Annotated in this window: 15 protein-coding genes, 1 tRNA gene and 5 pseudogenes; 7 read left to right on the top strand and 14 right to left on the bottom strand. The window is 69.5% G+C overall.

Going from position 1 to position 13,310, the window contains the following annotated elements:
• The first annotated feature begins 76 nt into the window (after positions 1 to 76).
• A complete protein-coding gene (locus tag QQK48_RS06600) occupies positions 77 to 934 on the top strand; it encodes a GTP pyrophosphokinase (RefSeq protein ID WP_431308300.1) in 858 nt (285 codons plus the stop codon).
• Here QQK48_RS06600 and QQK48_RS06595 read toward each other — a convergent pair.
• Positions 904 to 1,605 (bottom strand): annotated as a pseudogene (locus QQK48_RS06595) (fasciclin domain-containing protein). The gene QQK48_RS06600 and the pseudogene QQK48_RS06595 overlap by 31 nt on opposite strands.
• 215 nt (positions 1,606 to 1,820) lie before the next feature.
• On the opposite strand from QQK48_RS06595, the gene QQK48_RS06590 reads away from it, so the two are divergent.
• The 3 genes from QQK48_RS06590 to QQK48_RS06580 all read left to right on the top strand — a co-directional run bounded on the left by QQK48_RS06590 (position 1,821) and on the right by QQK48_RS06580 (position 4,556).
• Entirely contained in the window at positions 1,821 to 3,185 is a 1,365-nt protein-coding gene (locus tag QQK48_RS06590; RefSeq protein ID WP_284327899.1) for a cytochrome c biogenesis protein/redoxin, read from the top strand.
• Positions 3,163 to 3,612 carry a hypothetical protein gene (locus tag QQK48_RS06585; RefSeq protein WP_284327898.1) on the top strand — a complete coding sequence of 150 codons (450 nt, stop codon included), beginning with the start codon at positions 3,163 to 3,165 and terminating at the stop codon, positions 3,610 to 3,612. The genes QQK48_RS06590 and QQK48_RS06585 overlap by 23 nt, the downstream gene beginning before the upstream one ends.
• A gap of 128 nt (positions 3,613 to 3,740) precedes the next feature.
• Positions 3,741 to 4,556: a hypothetical protein gene (locus QQK48_RS06580; protein ID WP_284327897.1), complete on the top strand. Its 816-nt coding sequence runs from the start codon at positions 3,741 to 3,743 to the stop codon at positions 4,554 to 4,556.
• Positions 4,557 to 4,560: 4 nt separating this feature from the next.
• Here QQK48_RS06580 and QQK48_RS06575 read toward each other — a convergent pair.
• From QQK48_RS06575 to QQK48_RS06560, 4 genes and pseudogenes are all read right to left on the bottom strand, one after another.
• Positions 4,561 to 5,412: pseudogene (locus QQK48_RS06575) on the bottom strand (aldo/keto reductase).
• A 10-nt stretch (positions 5,413 to 5,422) separates the two neighbouring features.
• On the bottom strand, positions 5,423 to 6,718 hold the full coding sequence (locus QQK48_RS06570) for an MFS transporter (protein ID WP_284327896.1): 1,296 nt from the start codon (positions 6,716 to 6,718) through the stop codon (positions 5,423 to 5,425).
• Positions 6,719 to 6,899: 181 nt separating this feature from the next.
• Positions 6,900 to 7,262 carry a hypothetical protein gene (locus QQK48_RS06565; protein WP_284327895.1) on the bottom strand — a complete coding sequence of 121 codons (363 nt, stop codon included), beginning with the start codon at positions 7,260 to 7,262 and terminating at the stop codon, positions 6,900 to 6,902.
• A 76-nt stretch (positions 7,263 to 7,338) separates the two neighbouring features.
• Positions 7,339 to 7,719 (bottom strand): annotated as a pseudogene (locus QQK48_RS06560) (VOC family protein).
• Here QQK48_RS06560 and QQK48_RS21365 point away from each other — a divergent pair.
• Positions 7,688 to 8,137 (top strand): annotated as a pseudogene (locus tag QQK48_RS21365) (ester cyclase); the annotation flags it as partial. The pseudogenes QQK48_RS06560 and QQK48_RS21365 sit on opposite strands and share 32 nt — an antisense overlap.
• A gap of 82 nt (positions 8,138 to 8,219) precedes the next feature.
• Entirely contained in the window at positions 8,220 to 8,399 is a 180-nt protein-coding gene (locus QQK48_RS06555) for a hypothetical protein (RefSeq protein ID WP_284327894.1), read from the top strand.
• On the opposite strand, the gene QQK48_RS06550 is transcribed toward QQK48_RS06555, so the two are convergent.
• The 7 genes and pseudogenes from QQK48_RS06550 to QQK48_RS06520 all read right to left on the bottom strand — a co-directional run.
• Positions 8,396 to 8,593, bottom strand: coding sequence for a hypothetical protein (locus QQK48_RS06550; RefSeq protein ID WP_284327893.1), 198 nt, complete (start codon positions 8,591 to 8,593; stop codon positions 8,396 to 8,398). The genes QQK48_RS06555 and QQK48_RS06550 overlap by 4 nt on opposite strands.
• 5 nt (positions 8,594 to 8,598) lie before the next feature.
• Entirely contained in the window at positions 8,599 to 9,165 is a 567-nt protein-coding gene (locus QQK48_RS06545; protein ID WP_284327892.1) for a VanZ family protein, read from the bottom strand.
• A 196-nt stretch (positions 9,166 to 9,361) separates the two neighbouring features.
• Complete coding sequence (locus tag QQK48_RS06540) at positions 9,362 to 9,703, bottom strand: DUF6054 family protein (RefSeq protein ID WP_284327891.1); 342 nt, start codon at positions 9,701 to 9,703, stop codon at positions 9,362 to 9,364.
• 65 nt (positions 9,704 to 9,768) lie between these two features.
• Positions 9,769 to 10,125, bottom strand: a complete 357-nt coding sequence (locus QQK48_RS06535) for an iron chaperone (RefSeq protein ID WP_284327890.1) — start codon at positions 10,123 to 10,125, stop codon at positions 9,769 to 9,771.
• 66 nt (positions 10,126 to 10,191) lie between these two features.
• Positions 10,192 to 10,262, bottom strand: a tRNA-Lys gene (locus tag QQK48_RS06530).
• 10 nt (positions 10,263 to 10,272) lie between these two features.
• Positions 10,273 to 11,199 carry a phosphotransferase gene (locus QQK48_RS06525; RefSeq protein ID WP_284327889.1) on the bottom strand — a complete coding sequence of 309 codons (927 nt, stop codon included), beginning with the start codon at positions 11,197 to 11,199 and terminating at the stop codon, positions 10,273 to 10,275.
• Between the two features lie 55 nt (positions 11,200 to 11,254).
• A pseudogene (locus QQK48_RS06520) lies at positions 11,255 to 11,545 on the bottom strand (YciI family protein); the annotation flags it as partial.
• Positions 11,546 to 11,685: 140 nt separating this feature from the next.
• Here QQK48_RS06520 and QQK48_RS06515 point away from each other — a divergent pair.
• On the top strand, positions 11,686 to 12,249 hold the full coding sequence (locus QQK48_RS06515) for a DUF1349 domain-containing protein (protein WP_284327888.1): 564 nt from the start codon (positions 11,686 to 11,688) through the stop codon (positions 12,247 to 12,249).
• Here the strand turns inward: QQK48_RS06515 and QQK48_RS06510 are convergent.
• Positions 12,246 to 12,563 carry an AzlD domain-containing protein gene (locus tag QQK48_RS06510; protein ID WP_284327887.1) on the bottom strand — a complete coding sequence of 106 codons (318 nt, stop codon included), beginning with the start codon at positions 12,561 to 12,563 and terminating at the stop codon, positions 12,246 to 12,248. The genes QQK48_RS06515 and QQK48_RS06510 overlap by 4 nt on opposite strands.
• Positions 12,560 to 13,297, bottom strand: a complete 738-nt coding sequence (locus QQK48_RS06505) for an AzlC family ABC transporter permease (protein ID WP_284327886.1) — start codon at positions 13,295 to 13,297, stop codon at positions 12,560 to 12,562. The genes QQK48_RS06510 and QQK48_RS06505 overlap by 4 nt, the downstream gene beginning before the upstream one ends.
• Positions 13,298 to 13,310 lie beyond the last annotated feature (13 nt).

The raw sequence follows: 13,310 nt of genomic DNA, 5'->3' as shown, positions 1-13,310 counted from the left end.
GTGTCACATGACGACCTTCCGTTGACCGACGATCGCGCCCCTCACCCTCCCGCGCGCAGGCGCGATCGCCGCCAGGGTGGAGCCTCAGCCCGATCCCGAGGTGATGGAGTTCGCGCGCCGCACGCGCGCCGACCTCTCGCGGCTCCTGATGGAGCACCAGTTCGGTGTCGACGAGATCCTCACCAAGGTCACGATCCTGCGCGAGGAGTTCCTGCATCTGCGCAGGTACAACCCCATCGAACACGTCACCAGCCGCGTCAAGAGCCCCGAGAGTCTGGTACGCAAGATGGTGCGCCGCAACGTCGCTCCCAGCGTGGACGCCATCCGCGAGCACATCACCGACATCGCGGGCGTGCGGATCACCTGCGCCTTCATCGACGACACCTACCGCGTGCTCGAGGCCCTGGTCAGCCAGGACGATGTCCGCGTCATCCAGGTGAAGGACTACATCGCCAACCCCAAGCCCAACGGCTACAAGTCCATCCACGCCATCGTCGAGGTTCCGGTGTTTCTCTCGACCGGCGCCGTCCCGGTGGTCGTCGAGATCCAGATCCGCACCATCGCGATGGACTTCTGGGCGTCGCTCGAGCACAAGATTCACTACAAGTTCGACGGAGACGTGCCGGACCACCTGGCGGAGAGCCTGTCCGATGCGGCGATGATCGCCGAGCAGGCTCGACCACCGCATGGAGGACCTGCACCGCGAGGTCCACGGCGAGCATCGTGCCGACGAGCCCGATGTCCCCGCCGACTTCGACGAGGACATGATCGTGCGCATGTGGCAGATGATGCGAGAGTCCGGGGCCAACTAGACGGCGGAGCCGGCGACGGCGCCCCAGGACACAGCAACGGCCGCCGACGCGGGATTCCCCGCCCCGACGGCCGCCCGTCTGTGAAGGAGCCTTACGGCATCAGCACGCCATCGATGAGGTAGACGGTGGCGTTGGCGGTCTGGACGCCACCGCAGATGACGTTGGCGCCGTCCACCATGGCTCGTCGCCCTCACCGGTCACCTCGAGGTCGGTTCCCTCGACGGTGGTGTGGGTGCCGGCGATGTCCGCGGGCTCGATCTGGCCGGGGACCACGTGGTACGTCAGGATCTGCGTCAGCAGGTCCGCATCGGTCGACAGAGTGTCGATGGTCTCCTGGTCGATCTGAGCAAAGGCATCATCGACCGGCGCGAAGACCGTGAACTCGTCACCGTTGAGGGTGTCGACGAGGTCCACGTCGGGGTTGAGCCTGGCCGCTCACCGCTGCGACCAGCGTGGTCAGCATCGGGTTGTTGGACGCGGCGACCGCGACCGGGTCCTGCGACATGCCCTGGATGGAGCCCGCACCGTCGGGGACCTCCTCGGCGTAGGCCGCGCAGCCCGGGCCCACCAGGTTCGCGGCGGGGTCCATCTCCATGGCGCCGTCGTCCGTGGCGTCGTCGGTCGCGGACTCGTCGGGCATGGCCTCCTCGGAAGGCATGGCCTCCTCGGACATCGCGGGTGCGGTCGACTCCATCGACTCTTCGTCCGCGTCAGTGCTACAGGCGGCGAGGGTGAACACACCCGCCACCGCGAGGGCGAGTCCAGCGGAGTACTTCTTGGTGCCGTTGAGCATGATTCCTCCAGTCTCCGGGCACGGAAATGCCCTGATGAGAGCGTCCGCGGTGCGGACGCCTGCCGTGGCTACGGCGTCACCAGTCATTCGCCGCACTCGGGCCGGCGGATGGGAAGTTTCTGAAGTTTTTTCTTCGAAGGCCGATCTGCGGTCAGTTTCGGCACCGATGACCACGCCTGCCCCATCCGCGTTGCCGTCCGCAGCGAACCCCTCCCATGGAACTCGTGATCATCGGCCTCCTCGGTGGGCTCATCACCGGCATCTCGCCCTGCATCCTTCCGGTGCTGCCCGTCATCTTCTTGACGGGTGGGGCGCAGTCGGCACGCGTGCCGCGATACGACGCGCTCGGCACGATGGGTGGTGTGGGTGCGACTCCCGGCGCTGCCACGTCCGTCGCGACCGCTGCCCCGGCGACGCCGGAGGTGTCTCGCTGGCGCCCCTACCTCGTCATCGCGGGACTCGTCACCGCCTTCACACTCGTGACGCTGGTGGGCTCGCTGATCCTCAGCGCGCTTCACCTGCCCCAGGATGTGATCCGGTGGGTCGCCATGGGAGTGCTGGTGCTCATCGGCATCGGCCTCATCGTGCCGCGCTTCGAGCACCTTCTCGAGCGCCCGTTCGCGTTTGTGCCGCGCCGTCGCGTTGACCAGAGCCGCGGCGGCTTCGGCGTGGGCCTCGCCCTCGGAGCCGTCTTTGTTCCGTGTGCGGGTCCCGTCCTCGCGGCGATTATCGTCGCCGGGTCGACCGGGAACATCGGCGCAGGCACCGTGGCCCTCACCGTCTCGTTCGCGATCGGCGTGGCCGTGCCGCTGCTGTTCTTCGCACTTGCGGGGCGGGGCCTTGCGGAACGGGTCAAGGCATTCCGGCGGCGTGAGCGGGGGCTACGTATTGCTGCAGGCGTCGCGATGATTGCCCTCGCGGTGGGCCTTGCCTTCAACCTCCCTGCCGTGTTGCAGCGTGCCCTGCCGGACTACACCGCGGGCATTCAGGAACAACTGACCGACAACGACGCCGCGCAGGACGCCCTCGCACTCGGCGGGCTGGTGAACGACGAGAACAAGGACCTCGACCAGTGCACCAACGGCGCCTCCGAACTCGAGTCGTGTGGCACGGCGCCGTCGATCAAGGGCATCGAGGCGTGGTTCAACACCCCCGACGACCAGGGGATCGACCTGGCGGACCTGCGCGGGGAGGTGGTGCTCGTCGACTTCTGGGCGTACTCCTGCATCAACTGCCAGCGTTCCATCCCTCACTCGGTGGCGTGGGACGAGACCTACGGTGACCTGGGGCTCAACGTCATCGGCATCCACTCCCCGGAGTACTCCTTCGAGAAGGACGAGGCCAACGTGCGTGCTGGCGCGGAGGACTTCGGCATCACGTATCCCGTCGCCCTCGACAATGACCTCGCCACGTGGACCAACTACCGCAATCGCTATTGGCCTGCGCACTACCTCATCGATGCCGACGGCACCGTGCGGCACATCTCGTTCGGGGAGGGCAACTATGCCGACACCGAGAAGATGATCCGGGAGCCTGTTGGTCGATGCCGACCCGAGCGTGAACCTGCCCGGAGAGACTGATGTGGAGGATGTGACGCCCGACGTCGGCTCGACCACACGGGAGACGTTCCTCGGCACGTCGAAGGACGTCAACTACGGGGGTGGCGACCGCTACGCACCGGGGGAGGGAACGTACACGCTGCCCGAGGCACAGCCGGACGACTCGTTTGCGCTGTCCGGCTCCTGGCGGCTGGAGACGCAGTACGCGACGCCGGCCGGCGAAGAGTCCGCGGCCCTCCGGCTCGACTTCCATGCCACGCAGGTGCGGATGGTGCTCGCGGGTGAGGGCACGGTGACCGTCCGCCTCGATGACGGTGACGAGCGCGTCATCGAGGTGTCGGGCACCCCGCGGTCCTACGCGGTCGCTGAGGACGTGGGCGATGGACAGCACCTCCTGGACATCGAGGTGTCCAGTGGAGTCGAGGCGTACTCGTTCACGTTCGGGTGACGTGCCCGGTATCTCTGCGCTGTCCCGCCACTTCCGTCTAGGGTGAGTGAGCCATGACGACTCATCCTGGAGAAGCGCCCGGAGGCCTGGCCCACGCCCGCCAAACTGCCGGGAGGATGCGTGTCCTGATGCGCCCTGCCGCGGTGGGAATGACGGCGCTTGCCACCCTCGCCCTGGCGGCCTGCACGGGTGGCGACGCCGATCCCGACGCCTCGCTGGGCGGCGGCGACGCCACGGCCGCCGCACAGGGGTTCCTCGACGCGCTGGCCGAGGGCGACTTCGCGGGCGCCGCGGCGTGGACCGTGGACGGCGCCGAGACCTTCGCGACGTGCCCGTGGATGGCATCGGACACCCGTACCGGTGGCAGCGTGGTCGGCCCCGCGGTCGAGGATGTCACCGAGGACGGCGACCGGGCCACGGCCGAGGTCACCTACCGCTCCGGCGGCGAGGTGTCGACCACTCTCGACCTGACCTGGACCGGCGATACGTGGGCGGTGGTGCTTCCGGAGACCTTCGCGATCGAGGCGGCCTTCTCGGAGCCAGCGGTGGCGCGCCTCGAATTGGTTGACGCCGGGACCGAGGCTGGCGAGTGCGGTGCCGCTGTCCGGGATGGCGTGGCGGTGCTCCCCGCCTTCCCCGGTTCCTACAACGCGACGATCATCGACCCCACCGGCGTCGTCGACTATGGCAACGACGCTCAGCAGATCATCCACGTCACCGGCGCGGGGGACGAGGCCTGGGACCTCGGGGACCCGTTGGGCGGCGAGCGCCTCGCCACCGTGCAGGCCGACCTCACCGCCTCCGGCACCGCAGGCACGCTCACGCGCGTGTGGACCGACGACGGCGCCCAGTGGAGCGCCGAGGTCGACCAGGACGGCACCGCCATGATGGGCACGCTGAGCCGCGACGACTCCGGCACCCTGGAGTTCACCGCGGGCGGCTGACCCGCTACATCTCCTCGTGGGTGTTCGGGTCGCCGTCGAACAGGCGGCCGTCGGCCTTGGTGAGCGCCGAGATCGCGGCCATCTCCTCGCCCGTCAGCGCGAACCCGAACACGTCGAGGTTCTCGGCCTGGCGCGACGGCGTCGCGGACTTGGGAAGCGGCACGTTGCCGAGCCTGGACCTGCCAGCGCAGGATCACCTGGGCGGGGGTGACGGCGTGTGCCGCGGCGGCATCGGCCACCGCGGGTTCCGCGTAGGGCGCCTGGCGCTTGCCCAGCGGGCTCCACGACTGCGTGAGGATGCCGCGCTCGGAGTGCACGGCGCGCATCTCCTCCTGGTTGAAGTACGGGTGCAGGCTCGATCTGGTTGATGACCGGAGTGACGCCGGTGTCGCCCACGATCGCATCAAGGTGCTCCGCGGTGAAGTTGGAGACGCCGATGCTGCGCACCAGTCCGCGCTCACGCGCCTCGATCAGCCCCTTCCACGCGTCCCGGTACTTACCGGTGATGGGGTTGGGCCAGTGGATGAGGACCACGTCGATGGTGCCCACCTGGAGGCGGTCGTACGACTCCTGGATGGAGGCGACCGCGGCGTCGAAGTCGTGGTGGCGGCCCGGCAACTTGGTCTGCACCGTGACGTCCTCGCGGGCTGTACCGGTGGCGTCAAGGAACTCGCGGATGCCGCGGCCCACCTCAAGGCTCGTTGCCGTAGTTCACCGCGGAGTCGATGAGGCGGTAGCCCGTCTCAAGAGCGGAGCGCACGCCGTCGACGCACTCCTGCTCCTTCATCGGGTAGGTGCCAAACCCGATCGCGGGGATGGCGTGGCCGTCGTTCAGGGTGTGGGTGGGGATGCTCATACCTCCCAACCTACGCCCGCCGTCCCGCACGGCGCCGCGCCAGCACGTCGCGCAGCGGCGGCACGATCACCCCGGCGGCGGCCATCTCGCGTCGCGTGCGGCGCCGCGCATGGATGACCGCCACGATGCCGATGGTCCACGGCAGGACCAGCGTGGACAGTGCCACGCGGTAGTGGTCGAGCGAGTACTCGCTGGTGCCGGCGGGGGAGATGACCTGCAGGGTGGCTCCCACCAGGAGCACCGAGACGACGGTCGCGGCGAATCCGCCGATGTTCGCGAAGCCCACGGCGGAGGCGGCACGCCCCCGCACGCCGTGGGTGCGTGCGAAGTCGAGGCCGATGAGCGAGGCCGGGCCGCAGGCTCCGGTGACGGCCATCCAGACCACGAGCCGCCACATCGGCCGCGGGGTGTCAGGAAGCAGGACGCTCGCCCACGTCACCGCCGCCACCACTGCAATGGCGAGGGCGAGCCACGAGCGACGCAGTGGGTGCCGTCCCGTGAGGACGCCCAACACGGGTCCGGCGACGATGTTGGCGATCACCATGACCGTCAGGAGGGCCGATGCGGTGGTCGGCTCGAGGCCCTGCCCCTGGACCAGGAACGGCACTCCCCACAGCAGAGCCACCGTGTTGGGGCCGATGAGCCCCAGCCAGTGCGTCCAGAAGCCCAGGCGCACGCCCGCGGGCCAGATGGCCTCGCGCAGCGAGACCCGCGGCTCGGGCGACGGCGCTGCGGAGGGTGAGGAGGCATCGGCCGTCGGTGGCGTGCGGATGCCGAAGAATGCGGCGGCCGCGACCGCGACGCCGAGGCCGCCGAGAACGGCGAAGGTGGTGGACCAGCCCTGCTCGTGAAGGAGGTAGGCGACGGGGATGGCGGAGGCGATCTGGCCCAGTTGGCCGATGAGTCCGAGGCCCTGGACGATGATCGGCACCTGGCGCGGCGGGAAGTAGCGGGCCGCGATGTGGTTGCCCGCAATGAAGATGGGGGCGTCGCCCGCGCCGATGAGGACGCGCGCCACGACGGCCCCGCCGAGGCCAGGCGCGAAGGCGAGGAGCACCTGGCCTGCCGCCATGATGAGCGACCCTGCGACCAGGACGGTGCGCGAACCCAGGCGGTCGATGAGCGCGCCGGCGGGAAGCCTGCATGGACGCGTAGACGGCGATCTGGACCATCGCGAGCACGGACAGCGCCGTGGCCTCGATCCCGAAGCGGTCCGAGGCTTCGATGCCGGCGATGCCGAACGACGTGCGGTGCACCACCGCCATGAAGTAGGCGAGGGCCGCGATGGACATGATGATCCAGGCAAGGCGGGACGCCCGTGCCGGTCCCGTCGTCGCGACCGCGGGCACAGGGGTGTCGGGCATCGGGCCTCCAGGCGATCGCGGTAGGCCCAGGGTATCGGCGCTCAGGCGGGACTTCGTCACGCGTGCGCGGGAAGCGCGACGGCCGGGCCCGTACCATCCGGGCCCGGCCGTCGCGTCGCGGATCTAGGTGCGCACGCGCTCTCGCACGTTCGCCTGCGTCGTCACCGTGAGGGGGTCGGTGAGGTACGCGGCGGCGCGGTGCGGCATCCAGATTCCTGCGGCGGGACCCTGAGGGGTTCCCGAGGCATCGGCCGTGCCTGTGAGTGCGGCCGATGCGAGGTCCGTCGTGCCGGATGCGCTCGCGGAGGTCACGTCCGTCTGCGTATCCGTGCGGTGCACGGCGGTAGTGGCGACGCCGGAAGGAAGGGCGGCGTCCGCCAAGCCTTGGTCCGCGGCAGCAACGTCGGTAGAGCCGCTGCCCACGGCCGCGACCAGTCCCATCGCGGCGATGATCGCCGTCATGCGGAGCGGTCGTGTGAGGTTCATGACTCCATCACATCGCGTGATGCTGAGAGTCCGCTGAGAGCCGGTGCACAGTTACCGCCACATGCGCGCCGCGGGGCTACTGGACGGCTTCACCCTCCACCTCGGTGGTTCCTTCGTAGAGGCCGATGACGTTGCCGTCGGGGTCCTCGATGACGGCCCACCAGCCTGGTCTCGGTGATGGGCGACTTGTCCATCAGGACTGTGGCGCCCTGGCTCTTGGCGAGCGACACCGTGGCCTCGATCGAGTCCACCTCCACGTAACTGCGCGGCTGGCTGAAGTCCTCGCTGCGGGGGCGAGGCCGCCGCCGCTGATCTTGTTGGGCGCCTGCCACATCGGATAGTCCTCGAAGCCGGGCGGAGCCGCGATCTGCCAACCGAACAGGAGGCCGTAGAAGTGCTTGGCGCGGTCCAGATCGGACACCGGGATGTCGATGTGGGTGATGTCGCCGTGGGCCATGGTCGTCTCCTTCGTCGAGGGTGCGCGCGGGGGATCTGCGCTTTCCAGTATGGGCGGACGTGCCACACTTCGTCGGGTGAGCGCAGCGAAGGATCTTGTCAGGCGGTTCCTCCTTGAGGTGCGCTCCGGCGTTCACCCCGAGCGGGCCGCTGAGTACATGGCGGCCACGGTGCTCGCGCACCAGGTGGTGTCGGAGGCTCCTATGACGGTCGAGCGCTCGCCCGCGAACTACACCGACCATGTGGGCGAGATGCTTGACGCGTATGGCCGGTTCTCGTTCAGTCTCGACGAGTTGCTGGCGGACGGCGACCGCGTGTACGCGCGCTGGACCCAGGTGGGCACCGACCAGGACTCCTCCGAGGGGCGCGAACCCACGCGGCGGCCGGTCACTGAGATCGCCTCGGCCGTGTACCGCGTCGAGGGCGGAAAGATCGTCGAGTACTGGATCCAGATCGACCGAGCGGGGCTCGCCGCGCAGGCTCGGTGCTTAGGATCGAACCATGAAGATCTTGCTCATTGTCCTACTTGTTGCCGCGATCGCGCTCGGCATCCTCGGGTTCCTCATCAAGGCTGCGCTGTGGCTCGCTTTCATCGGCATCGTCCTGTTCGTCGGCACCATCGCGTTCTGGGTGCTGCGCTCCAAGTGGAACTCGCGCGGCCAGGAGATCGAGTCGCGCTAGCGGTCGCAGGCGCACACGTAGTTAAAGGAGACCACCTCGTCGCCGTCCTCGGGACGGGCCCAGGCGCGCGCCTCCTCCTCGTTCGCGAAGGATCGCGGGGCGAGCCGGCCATTGGCCATGAGCACACTGAACTCAATCTGCTCGCGCGGGTCCGTCCAGCCGTTGAGGTCCGTCTGTGCGGTGGTGCTACTCATACCTGTCAGGCTACGCCTGCGTGCCGGGCGGCGCGGTGGGGGTGGCGCGGCGGTGCGAGGCGGCAAGGCCCGCGACCGTGGCGGCGAAGAGTGCGCCGAGCAGCGCTCCCGCGGTGTTGAGGATGATGTCGTCGATGTCCGCGACGCGGCCGCCCCAATACTGGGTGAGGCTCGATCGCCGTCGACAGGAGGCCGCCCAGGAGGGTGCCGTAGACGACGCGTCCGATGAAGCCGGAGCGCGCGAGGCTCGCAACCGCCGCGCCGAACGGGATGAACAACAGCACGTTGCCCACGAGGTTGAACCACGGCGTGGAGCCGCGTGAGTCGAGCCCGCGCTGAATCTCCTGGAAGGGCACCAGGTTGACGCCCTGGGCGCCATCGAAGTCGTCTCCCACCAGGGAGGCGAGGGTGAGCAGGCCGATCAGGGCAAGGCTCAGCAGTAGTCCGCCCCACAGAGCAGTGCGACGGCTGCGGCCTCCGCGAGCAACCACGACGGCGGTGACGACGGCACCGAGAGCGATCAGCAGGATCGGGAATGACAGCGTCACTCCGTCGATCGCGATGCTCGGCATGAGGGCTCCTGGGGATGGGCCTGGGGTCAGGCGGGATCAGTCATCCTATGTCGCCGCGTGATGCTGGCTCGGTGGCGCCGTCGCGCGCACCACAGTTTTCTTGACTGTCGCGACGGTCCCACGGGAGTACGGGGCCGGAGTGGTTGGCCGCGCGCCAATTGTGGTGCGGACGACGACGGGCGCCAGCGCTGCGTGGCTACCGGTGGGTGGCGAAGGCGTCCAGAGCGCGCAGCCCGTGGGTCATGAAGGCTTCCTCGCCGAAGGTGTTCACCTTCCAGAACAGCGCCTGGCTGCCGCCCGAGGTGGTCAGCGCCACCTCCATCTGATTGCCCACGGCAAGGATGCTCGCCGAGAGGGTGAGGCGGTTGCCGCCGGTCATGGAGTACCGCTCGTAGGTGCGCAGGATCAGGCGCGCGTCGCCGATGGCCAATTCGTCTCGGTTCTCGACTGTCGCGGACACGCTGCCTCGCGTGATGACCTCGTCGAGATGGGCGGCGACGGCGTCGGCCGACCCCATGAGCGAACGTGTCTGATACATCGGTGGCCCCCTCAGGCGGGTGCGGGCGCGGTACCCGGCATCCCCGCGCTCACGCTAGCGCCCTGTCAGTCGGAGTCCCCACGCCGCGCCGCGTCGACGAGCGCGGTGAGAAGGTCACTCGGGAGGGGGCGGGAAGCAGTGAAAGTCACGCCGGTCTTGGTGTGGGCGAGGCCCGCCGCCTTGATGGCCTCCGCGTTCGCGGTGATCGCGTCTGCGGGAAGGTAGAGCCCGCACTGCTTGGTGAAGGCTGCGTAGCCGATGACGGTGCCGCCCGCGAGCCGGAATCCTGGCATGCCGTAGGCGACGATCTCTTCGGCGCCGGGCAGCGCGGCGGCCAGGTCGGTGCGCAGTCGGGTCAGGACCGGTCGGAAGGACTCCGGTGCGGCGGCGATGTACTCGTCGTGTGATGCGGGCGTGGCCATGGAGCAATGCTTGCAGAGGCGATCACTGTGCGCGGTGGGAGCGACAGCGTGAGTGGCGTCAAGAAGTGGGCCCCGTGGGGCTCGAACCCACGACCTACGGATTAAAAGTCCGCTGCTCTACCAACTGGTAGAGGCCCGCGGGCCATCCTACGCGGGCGTGCTGGCGCCCAGTTCCGCAAGCGCCCGCCACGCCATGCCCACGTTGAGCGGCCTGTCGAGGGTGGCCCACAGCAGGGCCTTTGTCAGAGCGACGCCGTGCAGGCGAGCCTCGAGCCCGGCATCGTCGACGCCGGTGATCTCCAGGTAGGTGTTGACCGCCGTGATGACCCCATCCTGTGGCAGCACCGTGTACAGGAAGCCCAGGTCGACGGCGCGGTCGCAGGCGGCCATCTTTCCCCAGTCGATGATGCCCGCGAAGGTGCCGTCGATCGCCAGCACGTTCGACCCGTGCAGGTCGGCGTGGGACCAGACCGGCTCGCCGGGTCCCGGCGCCGCCAGCGCCTCCGCCCAGATCCGCTCCACCACGTCCAGGAGCAGCCGCTCTCCATAGGGGCCACGGGCATCGGCCAGCCGTGCGAGCGCGTAGTCGTAGTCGGCCTGCCGCTCGGACAGCGGCAGCGACTGCTCGGGGTTGTACGGAGCATCGGCGGGCGCGATCTGGTGGAGGTCGGCGATGGCGCGTCCGAGCGCCGCCCCGGCATCGTCAGGCAACGGCAGCAGGTCGGTGGTGTCGCCGGGCATCCAGTTCACGATCCGCCACGGCCATGGGTAGCCCTCGCCGGGCTCACCCGTGCGCACCACCTCGGGGTGAGGGAAGTCCCACCCAGGCCCGAGTTCCGCCAGCAGGCGCGTCTCTGTCTCGAGCGGACCCACGGCGGCCTCGACGCGGGGGAGCCGCACCGAGTAGTCGTCACCCAGGCGGAACACCGCCATGTCCCAGCCGTCGAACCTCTCTCCGAGCGGCAGGCCGGCGAGGTCCGGATGCTGGGCGGCGAGGAGCGCGCGCACCGTGTCCTCGCTGATGGACCCGTGCGCCTGCGGTGGCCCCGAGTCGAGCGGGCGGTGAGCACTCATAGCCGCGACGCTAGCAGTCGCGGGCCTCGGTCCCGTGGACGGCGGACCGCGACGGTCACACGCCCTGGAAGGGGCGCACCTCGACCTGCGCCCCGCACGCGTGGGAGCCGCGGCGTGCCCAGTCGAGCGCGGCCTCACGGTCGGCGACGTCGATGACCCACATGCCGCCCATCTGTGGCGCGGACGGGTTGGCGCAACCCTCGGTGATGACGGCGGTGTCTCCGGTGGCATCCACGACGGCCGCCGACTCAGGACCCTCGAGCCCGCCGGCGAACACCCAGCCGCCTGCCGCCTGGAGCTCCTCGTTGAAGGCACCCACGGAGGCGTACATGGCCTCGGCTCGGCGCCCTCGGGCATCTCGAGGTGCGCGTAGTCGTGCAGGACAGACAGCAGGAACTCGGGCATGTGTGCCTCCGGTGGCTAGGGCCGATGCTGCCTCAGATTACGTCTGTTCCCGCCCTCCCGCGCGGCGGGTAGGTTGGGGGAATGTACGAGGGTGAATGGGACCACGAACCGCAGTCATGGGACATCGACGGCGACCGCATGGCGGTGCGGCCTCAGGCTCAGTCCGATGCGTGGCGGCACACGTCCTATGGGTTCGTGCATGACAGCGCTCACGCTCTCCTTGCCCCGCTGGGCCTTGGTGAGGCCGTCGAGGTGTCCTTCCTGCTCGACTACGCCGAGCAGTTTGACCAGGCGGGCGTGATGGTGCGCGCCGACGCCGAGACGTGGATCAAGGCGGGCGTGGAGGTCTCCGATGGCCTGCCGCAGGTGGGTGCCGTGGTGACGCTGGGCAAGTCGGACTGGTCCGTCGCGCCGGTTCCCGAGTGGGTGGGGCGCGAGGTGACCGTGCGGGCATCGCGCGAGGGCGACGCGGTGACCATCCGTGCGCGAGTCGACGACGAGCCGTGGCGCCTGGTTCGGGTCGCGCCGTTCCCGGAGGGAGCCGCAGCGGCGGCCGGACCGTTCTGCTGCTCGCCCACGCATGGCGGCCTCACGGTGACGTTCACCGGGGTGCGCCGCACCGCCGCGGACGCGTCACTCCACTAGACGCCCGCGAGCAGCAGCGCCGCAAACGCGACGGCGCCCGCGGAGAGCGTCCAGCCCATCGAGCGCTTCCATAGCGCCACCCCGACGGCGACGATCGCGGCCAGGTGCCACGCGCCGAACTCTCGCCACTGGCCCTCGTCCAGCAGCAGGGAGTTGGCGACGATCGCGCCCATCGCGGCCGGAGCCACCAGCGACAGCGCCTTGCGCACGCGCGGCGGCAACTCGCGGTCGCCGCCCAGCAGGAACACGCCTGACAGCCGGATGAGGTAGGTGCCGACGGCTGCCACGGTGAACACTACGAAGGCCGTGATCATGCGTCCGCCTCCTGCGCCGAGGGGTGCGTCGTTCGGGGATGAACGACGCGAGGCCGATGCCCGCGATGGCACCCGCGAGCACGTTCAGCCCGTACGGCAGGTCCTTCAGCAGCAGCACCACGGCGATCGAGATGCCGGTGGCGGCGACCGCGGGAAGGGTGCGCAGGGCAGGCACGAGCACCGCGATGAACATCAGCGGCACGATGAATCCGATTTGCCACGCGGCCGGGATGACGGGGCCGAGGATCGCCCCCGCCGCGGTGCCGAGAATCCACACGCCGGTGAACGGACCCGAGACTCCCAGGATGAACCAGCGGCGCCGTACCGGGTCGGGCCACGCGTCCTGGGTGAGCACCGACACCGCCGCCGACTGATCGGTCATCAGGTAGGACAGCACCAGGCTTCCAACGGGTGGGGAAGGCGGCGAACACGGGGGCGAGAGACGCGGAGTACAGCGCGAGGCGCGCGTTGATGACGAGCGCGGTGAGGATCGCGATGACGGCGGGCGCGCCCTGGGTCAGGGCATCGATGATGGCGATCTGGCTGGCGCCGGCGGAGACGGTGGCCGAGGCGTAGGGGCCCATCCATGCGGGCCAGCCGGCCAGGTTGATGAGGGCGCCCACGGCGAGGCCGAACACCACCGAGCCCGGCATGAGCGGCGCGATGGCCCTGGCGCCGGCCCAGAAGTCGCGCCGTTGCTCGGGGCCGATGCGACGGCGGGGGCGGGGGGACATGCGCGTCAGTGTG

The sequence above is a fragment of the Demequina litorisediminis genome (assembly GCF_030161615.1).
Taxonomy (GTDB): Bacteria; Actinomycetota; Actinomycetes; order Actinomycetales; family Demequinaceae; genus Demequina; species Demequina litorisediminis.
The sequence above is the reverse complement of the archived record's forward strand: the minus strand, read 5'-3'. Positions and strand labels throughout refer to the sequence as shown.